This is a genomic window from Massilia sp. Se16.2.3 (assembly GCF_014171595.1).
In the GTDB taxonomy this organism is placed as follows: Bacteria; Pseudomonadota; Gammaproteobacteria; order Burkholderiales; family Burkholderiaceae_D; genus Telluria.
The window spans coordinates 5,127,642-5,144,483 of sequence record NZ_CP050451.1; the positions used below are offsets into that span (position 1 = coordinate 5,127,642).

At 63.6% G+C, this 16,842-nt stretch carries 19 protein-coding genes, 1 other RNA gene and 2 pseudogenes; 11 read left to right on the top strand and 11 right to left on the bottom strand.

Translation table 11 applies throughout. From position 1 onward, the window contains the following. The first annotated feature begins 103 nt into the window (after nucleotides 1-103). On the top strand, nucleotides 104-340 hold the full coding sequence (locus G4G31_RS23520; protein WP_182989614.1) for a TIGR04438 family Trp-rich protein: 237 nt from the start codon (nucleotides 104-106) through the stop codon (nucleotides 338-340). A 192-nt stretch (nucleotides 341-532) separates the two neighbouring features. Further along, the gene (locus tag G4G31_RS23525; protein ID WP_182989615.1) at nucleotides 533-1,729 is read left to right on the top strand and encodes a PAS domain-containing sensor histidine kinase; all 1,197 of its coding nucleotides are present in this window, start codon (nucleotides 533-535) and stop codon (nucleotides 1,727-1,729) included. A 25-nt stretch (nucleotides 1,730-1,754) separates the two neighbouring features. Here the strand turns inward: G4G31_RS23525 and ilvD are convergent. Continuing rightward, a pseudogene (gene ilvD / locus G4G31_RS23530) lies at nucleotides 1,755-3,439 on the bottom strand (dihydroxy-acid dehydratase). 124 nt (nucleotides 3,440-3,563) lie between these two features. Here ilvD and G4G31_RS24685 point away from each other — a divergent pair. Together G4G31_RS24685 and lgt are read left to right on the top strand one after the other, a co-directional pair. Continuing rightward, a pseudogene (locus G4G31_RS24685) lies at nucleotides 3,564-4,452 on the top strand (LysR family transcriptional regulator). Beyond that, on the top strand, nucleotides 4,453-5,295 hold the full coding sequence (gene lgt / locus G4G31_RS23540; RefSeq protein WP_182989617.1) for a prolipoprotein diacylglyceryl transferase: 843 nt from the start codon (nucleotides 4,453-4,455) through the stop codon (nucleotides 5,293-5,295). A gap of 176 nt (nucleotides 5,296-5,471) precedes the next feature. On the opposite strand, the gene G4G31_RS23545 is transcribed toward lgt, so the two are convergent. The 9 genes from G4G31_RS23545 to G4G31_RS23585 form a co-directional block, all read right to left on the bottom strand. After that, entirely contained in the window at nucleotides 5,472-6,272 is an 801-nt protein-coding gene (locus tag G4G31_RS23545) for a sulfite exporter TauE/SafE family protein (protein ID WP_182989618.1), read from the bottom strand. Nucleotides 6,273-7,147: 875 nt separating this feature from the next. After that, nucleotides 7,148-7,540: an ankyrin repeat domain-containing protein gene (locus G4G31_RS23550; protein ID WP_182989619.1), complete on the bottom strand. Its 393-nt coding sequence runs from the start codon at nucleotides 7,538-7,540 to the stop codon at nucleotides 7,148-7,150. Between the two features lie 21 nt (nucleotides 7,541-7,561). After that, complete coding sequence (locus tag G4G31_RS23555; protein WP_182989620.1) at nucleotides 7,562-7,900, bottom strand: rhodanese-like domain-containing protein; 339 nt, start codon at nucleotides 7,898-7,900, stop codon at nucleotides 7,562-7,564. 10 nt (nucleotides 7,901-7,910) lie between these two features. Beyond that, nucleotides 7,911-8,309: a hypothetical protein gene (locus G4G31_RS23560; protein ID WP_182989621.1), complete on the bottom strand. Its 399-nt coding sequence runs from the start codon at nucleotides 8,307-8,309 to the stop codon at nucleotides 7,911-7,913. Then, entirely contained in the window at nucleotides 8,306-8,620 is a 315-nt protein-coding gene (locus G4G31_RS23565; protein WP_182989622.1) for a metalloregulator ArsR/SmtB family transcription factor, read from the bottom strand. Before G4G31_RS23565 ends, G4G31_RS23560 begins: the two co-directional genes overlap by 4 nt. A 68-nt stretch (nucleotides 8,621-8,688) precedes the next feature. Next, nucleotides 8,689-9,156: an EVE domain-containing protein gene (locus G4G31_RS23570; RefSeq protein ID WP_182989623.1), complete on the bottom strand. Its 468-nt coding sequence runs from the start codon at nucleotides 9,154-9,156 to the stop codon at nucleotides 8,689-8,691. 115 nt (nucleotides 9,157-9,271) lie between these two features. Continuing rightward, a non-coding RNA gene (gene ssrS, locus G4G31_RS23575) (6S RNA) lies at nucleotides 9,272-9,452 on the bottom strand. A 46-nt stretch (nucleotides 9,453-9,498) separates the two neighbouring features. Then, nucleotides 9,499-9,810 carry a cell division protein ZapA gene (locus G4G31_RS23580; protein WP_182989624.1) on the bottom strand — a complete coding sequence of 104 codons (312 nt, stop codon included), beginning with the start codon at nucleotides 9,808-9,810 and terminating at the stop codon, nucleotides 9,499-9,501. Beyond that, a complete protein-coding gene (locus G4G31_RS23585; protein WP_182989625.1) occupies nucleotides 9,807-10,061 on the bottom strand; it encodes a hypothetical protein in 255 nt (84 codons plus the stop codon). The genes G4G31_RS23580 and G4G31_RS23585 overlap by 4 nt, the downstream gene beginning before the upstream one ends. Nucleotides 10,062-10,529: 468 nt before the next feature. On the opposite strand from G4G31_RS23585, the gene G4G31_RS23590 reads away from it, so the two are divergent. The 3 genes from G4G31_RS23590 to G4G31_RS23600 all read left to right on the top strand — a co-directional run bounded on the left by G4G31_RS23590 (nucleotide 10,530) and on the right by G4G31_RS23600 (nucleotide 13,046). Continuing rightward, on the top strand, nucleotides 10,530-10,820 hold the full coding sequence (locus G4G31_RS23590) for a co-chaperone GroES (protein ID WP_182989626.1): 291 nt from the start codon (nucleotides 10,530-10,532) through the stop codon (nucleotides 10,818-10,820). Between the two features lie 64 nt (nucleotides 10,821-10,884). Continuing rightward, nucleotides 10,885-12,531 carry a chaperonin GroEL gene (gene groL, locus G4G31_RS23595; RefSeq protein ID WP_182989627.1) on the top strand — a complete coding sequence of 549 codons (1,647 nt, stop codon included), beginning with the start codon at nucleotides 10,885-10,887 and terminating at the stop codon, nucleotides 12,529-12,531. 98 nt (nucleotides 12,532-12,629) lie between these two features. Then, nucleotides 12,630-13,046: a hypothetical protein gene (locus tag G4G31_RS23600; RefSeq protein ID WP_182989628.1), complete on the top strand. Its 417-nt coding sequence runs from the start codon at nucleotides 12,630-12,632 to the stop codon at nucleotides 13,044-13,046. Between the two features lie 183 nt (nucleotides 13,047-13,229). Here G4G31_RS23600 and G4G31_RS23605 read toward each other — a convergent pair whose 3' ends face one another. Then, nucleotides 13,230-13,601, bottom strand: a complete 372-nt coding sequence (locus G4G31_RS23605) for a DUF5329 domain-containing protein (protein WP_182989629.1) — start codon at nucleotides 13,599-13,601, stop codon at nucleotides 13,230-13,232. Between the two features lie 169 nt (nucleotides 13,602-13,770). Between G4G31_RS23605 and G4G31_RS23610 the strand changes: the two genes are divergently transcribed. The 4 genes from G4G31_RS23610 (at nucleotide 13,771) to creC (ending at nucleotide 16,831) form a co-directional block, all read left to right on the top strand. After that, entirely contained in the window at nucleotides 13,771-14,109 is a 339-nt protein-coding gene (locus tag G4G31_RS23610; RefSeq protein WP_182989630.1) for a hypothetical protein, read from the top strand. A 396-nt stretch (nucleotides 14,110-14,505) separates the two neighbouring features. Beyond that, nucleotides 14,506-14,643, top strand: coding sequence for a hypothetical protein (locus tag G4G31_RS27245; protein ID WP_229425217.1), 138 nt, complete (start codon nucleotides 14,506-14,508; stop codon nucleotides 14,641-14,643). 80 nt (nucleotides 14,644-14,723) lie between these two features. Then, complete coding sequence (gene creB / locus G4G31_RS23620; RefSeq protein ID WP_182989631.1) at nucleotides 14,724-15,416, top strand: two-component system response regulator CreB; 693 nt, start codon at nucleotides 14,724-14,726, stop codon at nucleotides 15,414-15,416. Further along, nucleotides 15,413-16,831, top strand: coding sequence for a two-component system sensor histidine kinase CreC (gene creC / locus G4G31_RS23625; RefSeq protein ID WP_182989632.1), 1,419 nt, complete (start codon nucleotides 15,413-15,415; stop codon nucleotides 16,829-16,831). Before creB ends, creC begins: the two co-directional genes overlap by 4 nt. Nucleotides 16,832-16,842 lie beyond the last annotated feature (11 nt).

Below are 16,842 nucleotides of genomic sequence, written 5' to 3' on the forward strand. Positions count from 1 at the left end.
AACGTCGCTTACGATTTGGTGTCGCGCCGTTTCCACCAAGTACAGGAATTTTTCCACGCAGAACTAAATTCTTTTGTAAGATGGCCGATTCTGGAGAAAACCCATGCCCCTGATCCTGTTGATTGCCGCCCTGGTCGCGCTGCGCTTCTTTGAAGTCTGGAAATTCGCCGAACTCTCCTGGTGGTGGATCGTCGGCCTGATGGTCTTTGCCTTCGTCTGGTTCGAATACATCGAACCCATGCTCGGCCTGGACAAGAAAAAAGACCATGACGAGGACGCCGCCCGGCGCAAGGCCCGCCTGGCCGAGACCTTCGGCGACAAGACCAGGAAGCGCAAATAGGCGCAGGCCTGGCGGCGCCTCCCATGCCGCCATTGCGTTCTTCCAGCAAAGAAATCAGCCACCGTTCAAACGGAAGCCGCCGCCTGGCGAATGCCGATATGATATCGACATCGAAAGCCAGGCCGGCGCATCCCGCCCTCCGTGCAGACCTGACTCGTCATCCATGCAAGGCGCAGGCGCGCGAGGACGGATATGAGCACCGGATCGACCACCCACTGGACCGACGACCAGGCAGCCGCGTTCTCGACGCTGATGCTGCGGGAGACGCGCCAGCATGGGGTCCTGTTCTACGACGACGACCTGCGCATCACCGGCTGGAATGCCGGCGCCCACCTCATTACCGGCTGGTGTGCCGCTGAGCTGATCGGCCAGTCGATCGGGATGCTGTTCGTTCCCGAAGACCGCGAGCGCAAGCTGCACGAGCACGAGGCAAACACCACGCGCACGGTCGGCGTCGCCGAAAACGAGCGCTGGCACATCCGCAAGGACGGGTCGCGTTTCTGGTCGAGCGGCATTTCGGTGCCGATGGCGCTGGAGGACGGTACCTCCGGCTTCGTCAAGGTATTCCGCGATGCCACCCACCTGCGCGCCCGCATGAAGTACCTCGAGAACGTGCTGCAGGAACACGCTGTCCAGCGCCACGAAAACAATGTCTTCATCGGCACCATCGCCCATGAGATGCGCAATCCGCTGTCGCCGCTGAAGACGGCGCTCGAGCTGATGAAGCGGCTGCCCGACGAAGACACCCGCTATGCGCAGCCGATCCGCATCATGGACCGGCAGGTCAATTTCCTCGAACGGCTGGTGGAAGACCTGGTCGACCTGACCCGCGTCCAGGCCGGCAAGATGAACATGCGCTACGAATGGGTGCGGCTGCAGGACTGCGTGCAGGAAGCCATCGACAGCTGCCGCCAGGCTGCCCTGCTCAAGGGAATGAAGCTGCACCAGGTGCTGCCGTCGGTGGCGATCGATATCGAGGTCGACCCCAGGCGCCTGCTGCAGGTGGTGGTCAACCTCCTCAACAACGCGATCAAGTACACCCCGCAAGGCGGCGATATCTGGGTCAGCGCCAATGCCGACCAGACCCACTTCCTGTGCTACGTGAAGGACAACGGCCAGGGCATCGCGCCCGACCTGCTGCCGCGCATCTTCGAGGTCTTCACCCAGGCCGACAACACGCGCGCCGAGCGCGGTACCGGGCTCGGCATCGGCCTGGCGGTGGTGCGCGAAATCGTCGCGCTGCACCAGGGCACGATCGAAGTGCGCAGCGAGGGCATAGGCAAGGGCAGCGAGTTCATCGTGCGTATCCCGCTGCACCAGCCGCATGGTTCGGAAAGCGAGCCGCTGCCCGCGCCTGGCGAGGCGGTGCCGGTACCGCCCCACCCTTGAGGCTGGACGCGGCCGGCGGTTCCGGTCAGCCCGTCACGGCGCCGCGGCTCGCACTCGAGGCCAGCGCCGCGAACTTCGCCAGCACCCGCGCGTGTAGCGCGGCGCCGGCCGCGTCCAGGCGGCCCGGCGGCGCGCGATTTCTTCATCCGGCACGTTCAGCTGGATCAGCAAGGCATTCGCATCGATCGTCACCGAATCGCCCTCCTCCACCAGCGCGATCGTCCCGCCCTCGAAGGCTTCGGGCGACACGTGCCCGACCACCATGCCCCAGGTACCGCCCGAGAAACGCCCGTCGGTGATCAGGCCGACCGATTCGCCCAGGCCCTTGCCGATCAGGGCGCCCGTCGGTGCCAGCATTTCCGGCATGCCGGGCCCGCCCTTCGGGCCGAGGTAGCGCAGCACCAGCACGTCGCCGGCCTGGATGCGGTTGCCCAGGATGGCATCCATCGCCGTGTATTCGTCGTCGAAGACGCGCGCCGGGCCGGTGATGGCCGGGTTCTTCAGGCCGGTGATTTTCGCTACCGCGCCTTCTGGCGACAGGTTCCCTTTCAGGATGGCCAGGTGGCCCTGGGCGTACAGGGCGCGGTCGATGCTGCGGATGACGTCCTGGCCGGCGGGGGGGACGCTTGGCACGCCTTCCAGTTCCTCGGCCAGCGTGCGGCCGGTGATGGTGATGCAGTCGCCATGCAGGAGGCCTGCATCGAGCAGCAGCTTCATCACCTGCGGCACGCCGCCGGCCTTGTGCAGGTCGGTCGCGACATACTGGCCGGACGGTTTGAGGTTGCAGATCACGGGAACCTTGCGGCGCACGCGTTCGAAGTCTTCCAGCGTCCATTCGACGTCGGCGGCATGGGCAATGGCGAGATAGTGCAGCACGGCGTTGGTCGAGCCGCCGGTGGCCATGATCAGGGACACCGCGTTCTCGATCGATTCACGGGTGATGATGTCGCGCGGTTTGAGGTCGCGTTTGACGGCTTCCACCAGCACGCGCGCGGACTCGGCACACGAGCCCACCTTCTCGTCGTCCGGGTTGGCCATCGTCGACGAATACATCAGCGACATCCCGAGCGCCTCGAAAGACGAGGACATGGTGTTGGCCGTGTACATGCCGCCGCAGGACCCGGACGAGGGACAGGCGTTGCGCTCGATGCCGTCGAAGTCCTCCTGGCTCATGCGCCCGGCCGTGAATTCGCCGACCGCTTCGAAGGACGAGACGATGGTGAGGTCCTTGCCTTTCCAGTGGCCCGGCTTGATCGTGCCGCCGTACACGTAGATGCCCGGCACGTTCGCGCGCGCCAGCGCGATCATCCCGCCGGGCATGTTCTTGTCGCAGCCGCCGATGACGACCACGCCGTCCATCCATTGGCCATTCACGCAGGTCTCGATGCAGTCGGCGATGACTTCGCGCGAGATCAGCGAAAACTTCATGCCCTCGGTACCCATCGACATGCCGTCGGAAATGGTGGGCGTGCCGAACACCTGGGGATTGGCGCCGGCCTCCTTGACGGTAGCCACCGCGATGTCGGCCAGCTTCTGCAGGCCGGAATTGCAGGGCGTGATGGTCGAGTGGCCGTTGGCGACGCCGATCATCGGCTTGTCGAAGTCTTCCTTCTGGTAGCCCATCGCGTAGTACATCGAGCGGTTCGGGCTGCGGGCGACGCCCTCGGTGATGTTGCGCGATCGGCGGTTGTAGCGCGGCTGGTCGGCCATGGCGGACTCCTTATCAAGACGTTCCAGAATAGGTTGCGCGATTCGGTGCGTCAAATATAAGATTGGCACTGCTGTGATATGCACCGCATATCAATGAGCTCGATAACCAAGGAATCCCATATCGATGAACGTCGAATTGCGCCAGCTGCGCTATTTCGTCGCCGTCGCCGAAGAACTCCACTTCGGCCGTGCCGCGGCGCGCCTGCACATGACCCAGCCGCCGCTGTCGCAGGCGATTGCCCTGCTCGAGGAGCAGCTGGGCGCGCCGCTGTTCCTGCGCACGCGCCGGCAGGTGGAACTGACGCCGGCGGGAGCCGCCCCTGCTGCCGGAAGCGCGCCGCCTGCTGGCCGGCGCGGCGGAACTCCCGGAACTCGTGCGCCGCGCCGCCAGCGGCGAATCGGGCCGCCTGGCCCTCTCCTTCGTCACCCCGGCCGACTACAGCGTGCTGCCGCCGCTGCTGCGCGACTACCGCGCCGCCTTCCCCGGCGTACAGCTGGTGCTGCAGGAAGCGACCACCGACGTGCAGGTCGATGAACTGCTCCACGGACGCATCGACGCGGGCCTCGTGATCGCGCCCCTGCCTGAACCCGCACTGGCCGTGCTCGACACCCTGACGCTGCTGGAGGAACCGCTGGTGCTATGCGCACCGTCCGGCCTGCTGCCGGCAGGGAGCATCGCCGATCTGCGCGCCCTGCCGGCGCTACCCCTGGTGATTTTCCCGCGCAAGAGCGCCCCAGGCCTCTACGACGCCATCATCGAATGCTTCCATGCCGCCGGCATCACGCCCGTCATCGGCCAGGAAGCGATCCAGATGCAGACCATCGTCAGCCTGGTGTCGGGTAGCATGGGCTTGGCACTTGTGCCACAATCCGTGTCTAACCTGAAACGCCCTGGCGTCGACTACCACCCGCTCGCGAACCCGACGCCGCTCGTCGCCCTGGGCGTGTGCTGGCGCCGCGACAACGACTCTCCCGTCCTGCGCGGCTTTCTGGACTTACTGAGGAAAAGATAAATGCTGGTACACCCGAACCCGAACCCGATCGCGTTTTCCATCGGCCCCGTGGACATCCACTGGTACGGCCTGATGTACGTGGTCGCGTTCGCGCTGTTCCTGATGCTGGGACGCGTGCGCATCAAGCAGCCGCACATCGCCGCGCAGGGCTGGAAGGCGCAGGACCTGGACGACATGCTGTTCTACGGGATGCTCGGGGTCGTGATCGGCGGGCGCCTGGGCGAAGTGCTGTTCTACCAGCCCGCGCACTTCCTGGCCAATCCGCTCGAAATCTTCCAGACCTGGAAGGGCGGCATGTCCTTCCATGGCGGCTTCCTCGGCGTGATGATCGCGATGGCGCTGTGGGCAAGGAAGGCCAAGCGCAACCTGTTCGACGTGTACGACTTCATCGCGCCGATGGTCCCGCTCGGCTACGCCGCCGGCCGCCTGGGCAATTTCATCAACCACGAACTGCCGGGCCGCGTTGCCGACCCGAGCCTGCCCTGGGCCATGCTCTGGCCCGACGGCTCCGGCACGAGCTGGCTCGACGGCCTGCGCCACCCCTCGCCGCTGTACCAGATGATCGTCGACGGCATCCTGGTCTTCCTGATCCTGTGGCCCTTCGCCCGCAAGGCGCGCCCGCGCCTGGCCGTCGGCGCCCTGTTCACGCTGCTCTACGGCTGCGCGCGCACCTTCACCGAATTCTTCCGCGTGCCGGACTGGGAACGCGTGATTGCCGGCGTGCCGATCACCTCGGGCCAGGCGCTGTCGCTGCCGATGATCCTGGCGGGACTGGCGATGCTGGCCTGGGCGTATTCGCGTGAAAACCGTAGGGTGGGCGGCTCCACCGTCACGCAGGAATGACCTGCGGACTCGGGGCCGCCCACGCGTTCAACCAGCGTAAGCGCAGCCGCAGACCGCAGTTTCAAGCGGCGCCGACAAGCGGCGCCGACAAGCGGCGCGGTTCGGCGAGTGTGGATTGAACGCGTAGGCGGCGCATACGTCGCGCCGGTGCATACGCCACGGTCGAGCCGCCTACCCTACGCCGCTTTCCAGAACATATATGCCGCCAAGGCATACAGGATCACCGCAAACACCTTCTGCAACTGCCGCACCGGCATCCGGTGCGCTGTCCTTGCCCCCAGCGGCGCGAGCGTCACGCTGGCCGCGACGATGATCAACAAGGCCGGCACATAGATATAGCCCAGCGAATACTGCGGCAAGCCTGGCTCGCCCCAGCCATAGAACACGTTCGCCAGCGTTCCGGCCAGCGCGATCGGAAAGCCGAGTGCGGCGCTCGTGGCCACGGCATTGTGGATGCGCACGTTACACCAGGTCATGAAGGGCACGGAAATGAAGCCGCCGCCCGCCCCCACCAGCCCTGACAGGATGCCGATGACGCCGCCCATGGCGAACATGCCGGGCGCCGCAGGCAGTTCGCGCGCGGCCGCCGGCTTTTTACCGATCAGCATCTGCGTCGCCGAAAAAGCGACGAAGGCGCCAAAGAAGAAGGCGAGTACGGAAGTCGGCATCTGCTTGCCGATCCACGGCCCGACCGTCGAGCCGAGCACGATGCCGGGAGCGAGGAGGCGCACGACCGGCCACAGGACGGCGCCGTGCTTGTGGTGGGCGCGGACCGAGGACAGCGAGGTGAACATGATGGTGCCGAGCGAGGTGGCGATCGCCATGTGGACGACCAGTTCATCGGGGAAACCGCGCGCCGTGAAGATCATCGTGATGAAGGGCACCAGCACCATGCCGCCGCCGATGCCGAGCAGGCCCGCGGCGAAGCCACCGAAGCAGCCCATCGCCAGCAGGGCCAGGATCAGGAGCGGGTCCATGCGGCCTCCGCGCAAGCCAGCCTCGCACGCGCTCGCCTTGCGCAGGAACCCATGTCAGCGGCACGTGCCGCAGCAGACCTCCTTGAATCAGAAACCATTGCCGCCGTTACCTCGTAACAAAAACGGCAGGATACCAGACGGTGGCTGCCCAGCAGCCTGCTTGTGCTGTTCAAGCGTAGTCCGTCGGCTGACCTGAAAGCGACTAACAAACTTCTTGCTTGCCTTTGCAGCAACATCGTACACTGATCCATTCAGAGCGTCTGCTTTCGGCCTATTGTGTTGAAAAAGTCGGATGGCAACCTTTAAAGCGGATTTTCGGTAGTGTCGACAGTCCGAATGCCTCGCGTTCGTGCCAGGGTGATCGTTTTGGACAGTCGAGTTACCGATCCTTCGTTTCCAACCGACACTGGAGCCGAGTTTTTCAACACAATAGGCCACAAGCGGACATTACATACTCAGTCATAAGGGCATGGATCTATGAGCGCAACGGTTGCCAGTCTGAAGAGCGTTATGAGTGTTCGCTTGTCGATGTTGGACAGCGGATTGATAAGTCCACCTCCTGCCGTTGCCGATGCTACTCGCCTACTGGTGGCTAAACTCTGCCTGCTCGATCCTACTGAAAGAATTGAAGTTCGGGTGTCTAAGAATCCATTTCAAGCCCAATACATCAGGGCTAAGACGAATGAAATCCTTGCGAATTTTTCGGCTGACATCGATGACAGTGGTTCGTGAACGTCTGCAATGGGTTGAAAGCGGACGCTACAATACGTTCATCAGCTTTCCTTTTGCTACCCTGCATGCTCATCTGTTAGAGGCACACCAGGAGATTTTGTTAGGCCTTCCCCGTCTTTGTCCGACCCGTTCTTCCTGAGATATCAACGCTTTCTCTCTTTCGTTCCGGCCGCCTTTACAAGGAGACCCACAATGGCATCGGACGCTGATACATTTCTCGCGTAATCCACAACCTGTCGTTCATAACCATTAGGTATGCGCGGATCGGCACCTGCCTTCAGAAGAAATGACACTACTTCCGGGTTACCGCCCATTACCGCATTGAATAATGGCGTGGCACCTCGATCACCCCTGGCGTTGACATCCGCTCCGGCAGCGACAAGCACTTTGACAGCAGCGAAATCTCCCCAACTACACACCGTATGCAGCACCGTATCGTTCATGAAATTGCGTTGGTCAAACCGGGCAATCTCGATGCCATACCAGGCGCCTGTCTGGCCGCAGTGGCGATAGACCTCCTGAATCGTTTTGATCATGCGTGACGATGAAGCACCGGCTCAGCTCCCGCTGTCGACCGGCAGGCCGGCACTGACCCAGCCAGTGATCCCCGCCGCCATCACCTGGACGTTCGCATAACCGAGCTTTTCGGCACGGCGTGCCGCCTGCGGCGCCTTGCGGCACAGCGGATTGGAACAATAGAACACGAGCGGCGTGGCATGGTCTGGCGGTAGCAGCGCGGCGTCGAAATCCGGTGCCAGGTTGATCGCGCCCGGCACGCGCGCCCTCTGCCAGGATTGTGACGCGTTGACGTCGACCACCGTCATTCCATCCCGGCCCAGGCGAGCATGCAGCGCACGCGGAGCGATCCCTTTCAAACCCATCAGCATGGCAAACATGGCGGTCTCCTTAGCCGCGCGCGGCGTTGGTGCCAACACCCAGGCAGCGCAGGAAGGCGGCTGCCACCGCCACGGCAAGAATGCCCCCGCCAACCAGATGCATGATGTCGAAAGGCGCGAACAGCGCGGCCAGCATGTAGCCGAGGCCGCCCAGCACCAGGCTCCAGCCGGCGAAGCGGCGCGCGGCCTGTTCCCGCGCAGGGTCGCAGCGCAGCCTTGCCAGCGAGGTCAGCGATTTCGGAATGACGTTCGCGTAGGCCACGACCACGGCGCCCAGCAGCACCCCGACCAGGCGCCGCGCCAGGTTGGCGCCGATGTAGTCCGGAGAGGCCCACATCAGTGCAGCCGAGGCTGCGAGAATGAAGGCGGCGGCCAGTAGCGCGCGCAGCAGGGGGGAAGCCGATGTCATGGATGCTCCTTGTTGGAACCGTCAGTGGAACGGCCGTCTTGCGGCCGCGTGACCTGCAAACCAAACGCCTGGGCAAAGCCCAGCAATGCTTCTTCGAGCACCGACAGTTTCAAGCGGTAGGTCACCGTCCTGCCCTGCTTTTCGGCGTCGATCAGCCCCGCATTCACGAGGACGGCAAAGTGCGCCGACATGGTGGGCTTCGACACGTCGAACATGTCGGCCAGCTCCCCTGCGCCAATGGGCCCCTGCTGCAATAGCTGGAGGACCCGGCGGCGGGTGGGATCGGACAAGGCTTTGAATACGTTGCTCATGTGACGATTATTAGCTAATCATCTAACTATCGTCAACAACTTTTGCGTGGGAGTTCGAACATGTCGTTTTAGCTTGGCGTGCGCAGCAGGCGCAGGATGGCGTGCCACTGGCCGGCAGTGACCGGCGAAATCGACAGGCGGCTGCCCTTTTGCAGCAGCACCATGTCTTCCAGCTCGGGCGCCAATCGCATCTCGGCCAGCGGAAGGTAGCGTCCCTTCTCCTGCGCCTGGACGTCGACCGAAATCCAGCGCGGCTGTTCGCGCGTGGCCCTCGGATCGAAATAATGACTGTTCGCGTCGAACTGGGTTTCGTCCGGATACGGGCCGCTCACGACCCGGGCGATGCCGGCCACGCCGGGCACCGCGCAGCTGGAGTGATAGAACAGGATGCCGTCGCCGACCTGCATGGCATCGCGTAGAAAATTCCGCGCCTGGTAATTGCGTACGCCGAACCAGGCCACCGTCTGCTGCGGCGCGGCGAGCACGTCGTCGAAACTGACTTCATCGGGCTCGGATTTCATCAACCAATAGCGCATCGGCGGCTGCTTTCGAAACAAGAAGTGGTAATGGGAACCGGGCACCCGCGCGAAAAAGCGTGCGCCCATAAAAAAACGGCTGCGAGGCATAAACGCCCGCAACCGCTTTCTGGAATATAGCCCCGCCTGTGCCGTTTTTTGCCGGCATCCCGAACCTGATGGCTCAAGGTGGTCGCAGTCAATCCAATTTCGGGTTCGTCGAACTAGCGACGCTCACGCCCATCGAACATATCCCGCAACCTATGCATGTAAATGGTTCAAGGAATATATGGCAATCTCGAACACCGCAGGGTGCCTCGCAGTTTACTCGCTTGAAGCCGTGTGTCAAACGAATTTGAGCGGTCAGGACAGATTTTGTTGCGGTGCCAGGGCGGCGTCGAGGACGGTGTGCATCGCTTCCAGTTTCTGCTTGACTTCGAGCATCGACATGTCCGACAGCGGGCCTTGCGGCGACTTGACCGACAGGAATTCGGCAGCGACGCTGAGGGCGGCCATGACGGCGATGCGGTCGTTGCCCTTGACCTTGCCCGAGTCGCGCAGCGCCGTCATCTTGCCGTCGAGGTAGCGCACGGCGTCGCGCAGCGTGGCCTGCTCGCCTTCCTTGCAGGCCAGGCGATACGGCTGGCCCATGATGGTGACGTCCAGGTAAATCATCGGGTGGCCTCGCTGTCGACGGGTTCGGCGTCTTCCGCAGTTTCCGCATCGTCTTCCTGCGGCGCGGGCAGCTGGGCGATCACGGCTTCCACGCGGCGCTGGGCTTCGCCCAGGCGCTCCACGAAGGCCATGTTCTCTTCGCTCAGCAGCTTGTTGGTCTGGCGCAGCACCGCGTTTTCACGGCGCAGCGAACCAACGAGCTCGGCGAGCCGCTCGATCTTGTCGGATAGGTCTTGGAATTCGGAAATCATTCGTAACTATAGGTCCGATCTGGTTGGACAGTCAACATCATAGCGTGCCGTGCGCCCGGCACGGCTGAGTTTGCGCCGCCTGCGGTGCGCCGAGGGTAAACACTGCAGCTGATTCGTTTGCTGCCAGCTGTTTTCTCGCGTTTTTTGATCTTCCTCAACTGCGTGCCAACGGTGCGGCAACGCGGCTGGCATCGGTGCTAGTCTCTGCGCCTTGTGCCTGCGCCATGGCGCGCAGCCGATACGCAGTCAACCCGTTTTCCTGCCCTGCGGCTTTGAGCGGACGCAATCTCGCCAACGTTAAATAAGCAACATGACATCTTGAAATGCCGCATAGTCGTCCCTATAATTAGCACTCGTTAGTAGAGAGTGCTAACAACTCTTTCAGCCGCGGCGCAGCACGATGCGAGCGCGTGGCGGCACCCAAACGAACAAATAGCTAGTCCAAACCACTGATTAAAGGAGTTTTGCATGAACCTTCGCCCTCTGCACGATCGCGTTATCGTCAAGCGTCTCGACCAGGAAACCAAGACTGCCTCGGGCCTGATCATCCCTGATGCAGCGGCTGAAAAGCCGGACCAGGGCGAGATCCTGGCTGTCGGTAACGGCAAGATCCTGGAGAACGGCCAAGTGCGTCCGCTGGAACTGAAAGTCGGCGACCGCGTCCTGTTCGCAAAATACGGCGCACAAACCGTGAAGGTCGACGGCCAGGAACTGCTGGTGATGCGCGAAGACGACATCATGGCCGTGCTGGACAAGTAATCCTCCCGAAAAAGAGCGCCCGCGGGCGTTCTGAATCAGTCAACGAATAATTGGAGAAATAAACATGGCAGCTAAAGAAGTAATTTTCGGCGACGCAGCGCGCGCCAAGATGGTTGAAGGCGTGAACATCCTCGCCAACGCAGTCAAAGTCACCCTGGGCCCGAAAGGCCGCAACGTCGTGCTCGAGCGCTCGTTCGGCTCGCCAACCGTGACCAAGGACGGTGTCTCGGTCGCCAAAGAGATCGAACTCAAAGACAAGCTCATGAACATGGGCGCGCAGATGGTCAAGGAAGTCGCCTCGAAAACCAGCGACAACGCCGGCGACGGCACCACCACCGCGACCGTGCTGGCACAAGCCATCGTGCGCGAAGGCATGAAGTTTGTTGCCGCCGGCATGAACCCGATGGACCTCAAGCGCGGCATCGACAAGGCAGTTGCCGCCACCGTCGAAGAGCTGGCAAAAATCGCCAAGCCATGCACCACCTCGAAAGAAATCGCGCAAGTCGGCGCCATTTCGGCCAACTCCGACTACTCGATCGGCGAGCGCATCGCTGAAGCGATGGAAAAAGTCGGCAAGGAAGGCGTCATCACCGTCGAAGACGGCAAGTCGCTGAACGACGAACTCGACATCGTCGAAGGCATGCAGTTCGACCGCGGCTACCTGTCGCCTTACTTCATCAACAATCCGGACAAGCAAGTCGCGATCCACGACAACCCGTTCGTGCTGCTGTGCGACAAGAAGATCTCGAACATCCGTGACCTGCTGCCGGTGCTCGAGCAAGTTGCCAAGGCCGGCCGTCCGCTGGTCATCATCGCCGAAGACATCGAAGGCGAAGCGCTGGCGACCCTGGTCGTCAACAACATCCGCGGCATCCTGAAGACCGTTGCCGTGAAGGCCCCTGGCTTTGGCGACCGTCGCAAGGCCATGCTGGAAGACATCGCTGTCCTGACCGGCGGCCAGGTCATCGCTGAAGAAGTCGGCCTGACCCTGGAAAAGGTCACCCTGGCAGAACTCGGCCAGGCCAAGCGCGTCGAAGTCGGCAAGGAAAACACCATCATCATCGACGGTGCCGGTTCGGCTGACAACATCGAAGCACGCGTCAAGATGGTGCGTGTCCAGATCGAAGAAGCGACCTCGGACTACGACCGCGAAAAGCTGCAAGAGCGCGTGGCCAAGCTGGCCGGCGGCGTTGCGGTGATCAAGGTTGGCGCTGCCACCGAAGTCGAAATGAAGGAAAAGAAAGCCCGCGTGGAAGACGCGCTGCACGCCACCCGCGCAGCCGTTGAAGAAGGCATCGTGCCAGGCGGCGGCGTCGCCCTGCTGCGTGCCCGCGCCAACCTGCAAGTCAAGGGCGACAACCCTGACCAGGAAGCCGGCATCAAGATCGTCCTGCGCGCAATGGAAGAGCCGCTGCGCATGATCGTCCAGAACGCTGGCGAAGAAGCATCGGTCGTCGTCTCGGCAGTTCTGGGCGGCACCGGCAACTACGGCTACAACGCCGCCAACGGCACCTACGGCGACATGGTCGAAATGGGCGTGCTGGACCCAGCCAAGGTCACCCGTTCGGCCCTGCAGAACGCAGCGTCGATCGCCGGCCTGATGCTCACCACCGACTGCATGGTTTCGGAAATCACCGAAGACAAGCCAGCCGGCGGCATGGGCGGCATGGGTGGCATGGGCGGCATGGGCGGTATGGACGGCATGATGTAATTGTCCTGGGCGCCGGTTCGCCGGCGCCTGCTGCGGCTGTACACTACAAGCCTGCAAGGTTCGCGCCTTGCAGGCTTTTTACTTTTCAAGGATTAACGATGGCGACTGTGTATGCGGAAGACCTGGAAGACGCCGTGCTGATGGTGTCGGAGCCCGGCACGACGGACGCGGCCTGGGTGTCGCTCGATACCGGGCAAGTGCACGTGCGCTCGGCGCTGGTGGAGACGCAGGCCCCCTTGCCGGGCAATATCGACTCATCCGAGCGCTACGTGCCGGTGCCGCATATGCGCACCCTGGCACTTGGACTCGAACTGGTGTTCGATTTCGCCGACGCGGCGATGGAGGACGATGCCGACCGTGTGCGCGAGATGTTCAGGCGCCCCGATGGGTATCGGGATTTCAGCACGCTGGTCGAGGAGCGCGGGCTGGAGGAGCGCTGGCATGATTTCCGTGAAGCGCAAACGCGGGCAGTGCTGGCGGCGTGGTGCGCGCAGCACGGGTTGGAGCTCGGTTAGTCCAGGTAGGTGGGGCTGTTGCCTGTTGGGCCGATGGTACTTTGCATCCGCGTGGGCACTCCGCGCCCACCCTACAGGATGCGCTACGTATCCGGTGTTCACGTGATCTCGCGGTCACCGTAGGGTGGGCGTCTCCAGCCCACGCCGGTTGTCGTTTCCGCAGCCCGCGTACGCCGAAGACTCCTATTTCCGCGCCCGGAACCGCGCCAGTTCCTCCTTCAAATACACCGCACTCGCCACCGGCTTGCCGTCGCCGCATTTCACCTGGTAAGGCCGGCCGCTGGTGCTGCTTTCGCTGGCCGCGCGCGCAATGAACGATTCGGCGTTCGTCACCATGTCGCGCTTGGCGAGGTAATCGTATTTCTGCTGCAGGTGTTCCCTTGCCTTTTCGCCCTCGTGCCAGCTGCCGTTGCGGCTGAACTGGCAGCCTGGCGTGGCCACGTAGTCGAGCAGGTGGTTGATTTCTGCCTGGGCGCGTGTGTCAGGCGCGGCTGCGGCGGCGGTGTGCAGGCCGGCCGCGAGCAGGATGGTGACGGCGAAACGGTATGCTTGCATCGGGATTCCTTGCTGCGCTGGTGAGTGGTCCGCCAAGTCTACCACCGCAGCTTGCCGAATCGCCTCGCACAGCTTGCAAATGCACCCGCTTGCCGCACTGCGCGCGCGACTTGACAGACACGGCCTCGGCACAAGCCTACCGTCCCTGCTCCCAACCCAGGGAGCGATCATGATCAAGGTGACCGGTTATGCGGCCAGACACTCGTTCAGCGGCCTGAAACCGTATGCATTCGAGCGCGAGGAAGCGGGCGCGCTCGAGCCAGTGGCGCCGGTCGACAACATGCAGATGGCGCTCAAGCGCCGCATGGTGGCAGGCTCGCTGATCGGCAAGCTGGCCGGGACCCAGGAGGTGCTGGATTTCTGCGCCGAGCACGACATTGGACCCGAGATCGAGATGATCCGCATCCAGGACATCGACGACGCCTGCAGCAAGGTCGAGAAAGGCGATGTGCGCTTTCGCTATGTCATCGACATGGCCTCGCCGAAGGAGGAAATCGACGCCGCCTGAGATTGCCCGTTGGCCACACATCGGCTAGTATGGGGCCACGTTTTCTGGAGGCTCCATCATGACCACATGCGGCGCACCGACCGCCCTCTTCCGCTTGCTGGCCGGCGCCCTGCTCGCTGCCGGCCTGCTTGCGGGCTGCAAGGACAAGGAAGCGCCCGCCTTGACGCCGGCACCGAAGCCGGCCGTGCAGCCGAAAGCCACGCCGCTCGTGACGCGCGACCAGGCCATCGCCTCCCTGCTGGCGCTGCCTGAAGTAAAGGCCTGGTCGCACGACATCGAAAAAAGCGCTCGCGCGGCAAGGCCCATGGCGCCATTCTCGAATACGACCCGGCCCCGCGCACCATCAACGGCAGGCAGTACTGGCAGCTCAGTTTTGTCGAGAACCACAAGGACAACGTGCACCGGCGCGAAAGCTTCCTGGTGGCCAAGAACAATGGCGAGATCCTCGTCGAGGATGTCGCCAGCGATGCGGTGATCTCGCTCGACGACTGGCGGCGCGGCATCCGGCGGGTGGAGGCGAAGTCGGCGGACTGATGCCGCGGCCGTGGCGGCGCTGGCGCTGATCGTAACGACGAGTAATTGACGCCCCACCGCCCAGCCACGATACTCCCGGCATGAAAACCATCCTGATCGCCGAAGACGAGCTGGCCATTGCCGACAGCATCGCCTATGCCCTGCGTACCGACGGCTTCGCGGCGCAGCACGTGGGCCTGGGCGAACAGGTGCTGGCCGCCATGCGTAGTGGCGCGCCAGCGCCTGCCCCGGTCGTGCTCGACGTCGGCCTGCCGGACATGAATGGCTTCGAGGTCTGCCGCCAGCTGCGCCAGTTCAGCGACGTTCCCGTCATCTTCCTGACCGCGCGCAGCGACGAAATCGACCGCATCGTCGGCCTGGAAATCGGTGCCGACGATTACGTCACCAAGCCGTTTTCGCCGCGCGAACTGGTGGCACGCATCCGGGTCGTGCTGCGCCGTCTTGCACCTGCCCGGGGCACGACGCCGGCCGCGGCGCCCGCTCCGCCGCGCTTCGCCCTGCGCGCGGAAGAGGCGCGCATCCTGTACCGGGGCCAGGCGCTCGAACTGACCCGCTACGAATACCTGCTGCTCAAGGTGCTGATCGAACGGCCCGGCCACGTGCTCTCGCGGGCGCAGCTGATGGACCGGGTCTGGACCGACGCCACCGATACGCTCGAGCGCACGGTGGACGTCCACGTCAAGGCGCTGCGCGCCAAACTGCGCGCCATCGACCCGGACGACGACCCGATCCAGACCCACCGCGGCATGGGCTACAGCCTGGCATTCCGGTGAAGATCGGCCTGCGCATCCTGCTGGGCTACTTCCTGATCGTGGGACTGGCGGCCTGGTTCCTGCTCAACGTGTTCGTCGAGCAGGTCAAGCCGGGCGTGCGCTCGACCCAGGAAGACACGCTGGTCGATACCGCCTACCTGCTCGCCGCACTGGTGGAGGACGAGGTCCGCTCCGGCAAGCTGGAGGAGTCGCGCATGCTGGCGCGCATCCGGGCATTCTCCGGGCGCGACATCGACGTCAGGATCGATGGCCAGCAGAAGAAGGCGCTCGACTATCGCGTGTACATCACCGATGCCGCCGGCAGGGTCGTCTTCGATTCGACGGGACGCGACGTGGGCGCCGACTATTCGCGCTGGAACGACGTCTACCTGACCCTGCGCGGCCGCTATGGCGCGCGCAGCACGCGCGCGGTGCAGGGTGTTGACGCGAGCACCGTCATGCACGTGGCCGCGCCGATCCGCGCCGGCAAGCGGATCATCGGCGTGCTCACGGTGGCCAAGCCCAACTCGGCCGTGCAGCCTTTTGTCGAGCGCAGCCAGCGCACCATCCTGCAGCGCGGCGCCATCCTGCTGCTGTTGTCGCTGCTGATCGGCGTGGGCTTTGCCTGGTGGCTGATGCAGGCATTGGGCAAGCTGATGCGCTACGTCGTCGATGCCGAAGCGGGCAGGAAGGCGCCGCTGCCGGCGCTGGGCAAGAACGAATTCGGCACGCTGGCGCGGGCACTCGGTGCGATGCGCGAAAAGCTCGAGGGCAAGGAGTATGTCGAACAGCTGATGCACACGATGGCGCACGAATTGAAAAGTCCGATCGCGGCCATCCAGGGCTCGGCCGAGCTGCTGCAGGAAGACATGCCGCCCGCCGAACGCCGTCACTTCCTGAACAATATCCTGAACCAGAACGCGCGCCAGAAGCAGTTGATCGACAAGCTGCTCGACCTGGTCAGGGTCGAGAAACAGCAGCAGCTCAGTGCACCGGAGCAGATCGATGTGCAGGCCCTGTGCGCGCAGGTGGCGATGGACTTCGAGCGCAAGGCGGCAAAGGAAAACGTGCACCTGCTGCTCGCGGTCGGCAAGCACACCGTCACTGGCGACGCCCTGCTGCTGCGCCAGGCCCTGGGCAACCTGCTCGACAATGCCATCGATTTTTCTCCGCCTGAAGGAACCGTGTGGATCGCGGCGCGGGAGGGCGGCGGTGCGGTGGAGATCAGTGTTCGCGACAGTGGCGCCGGCATACCGGAATTTGCCCGCGACCGCCTGTTCGAGCGCTTCTATTCGCTGCCGCGCGCCGATGGCGCCAGGAGCACGGGCCTGGGCCTGCCCTTTGTCCGCGAAGTGGTCGCGCTGCACGGCGGCGAGGTCACGGTCGACAACGACAGCCGCGGCGGCGGCTGCGCACTGGTGCGCCTGCCGGCCTGATCGCCGCAGGC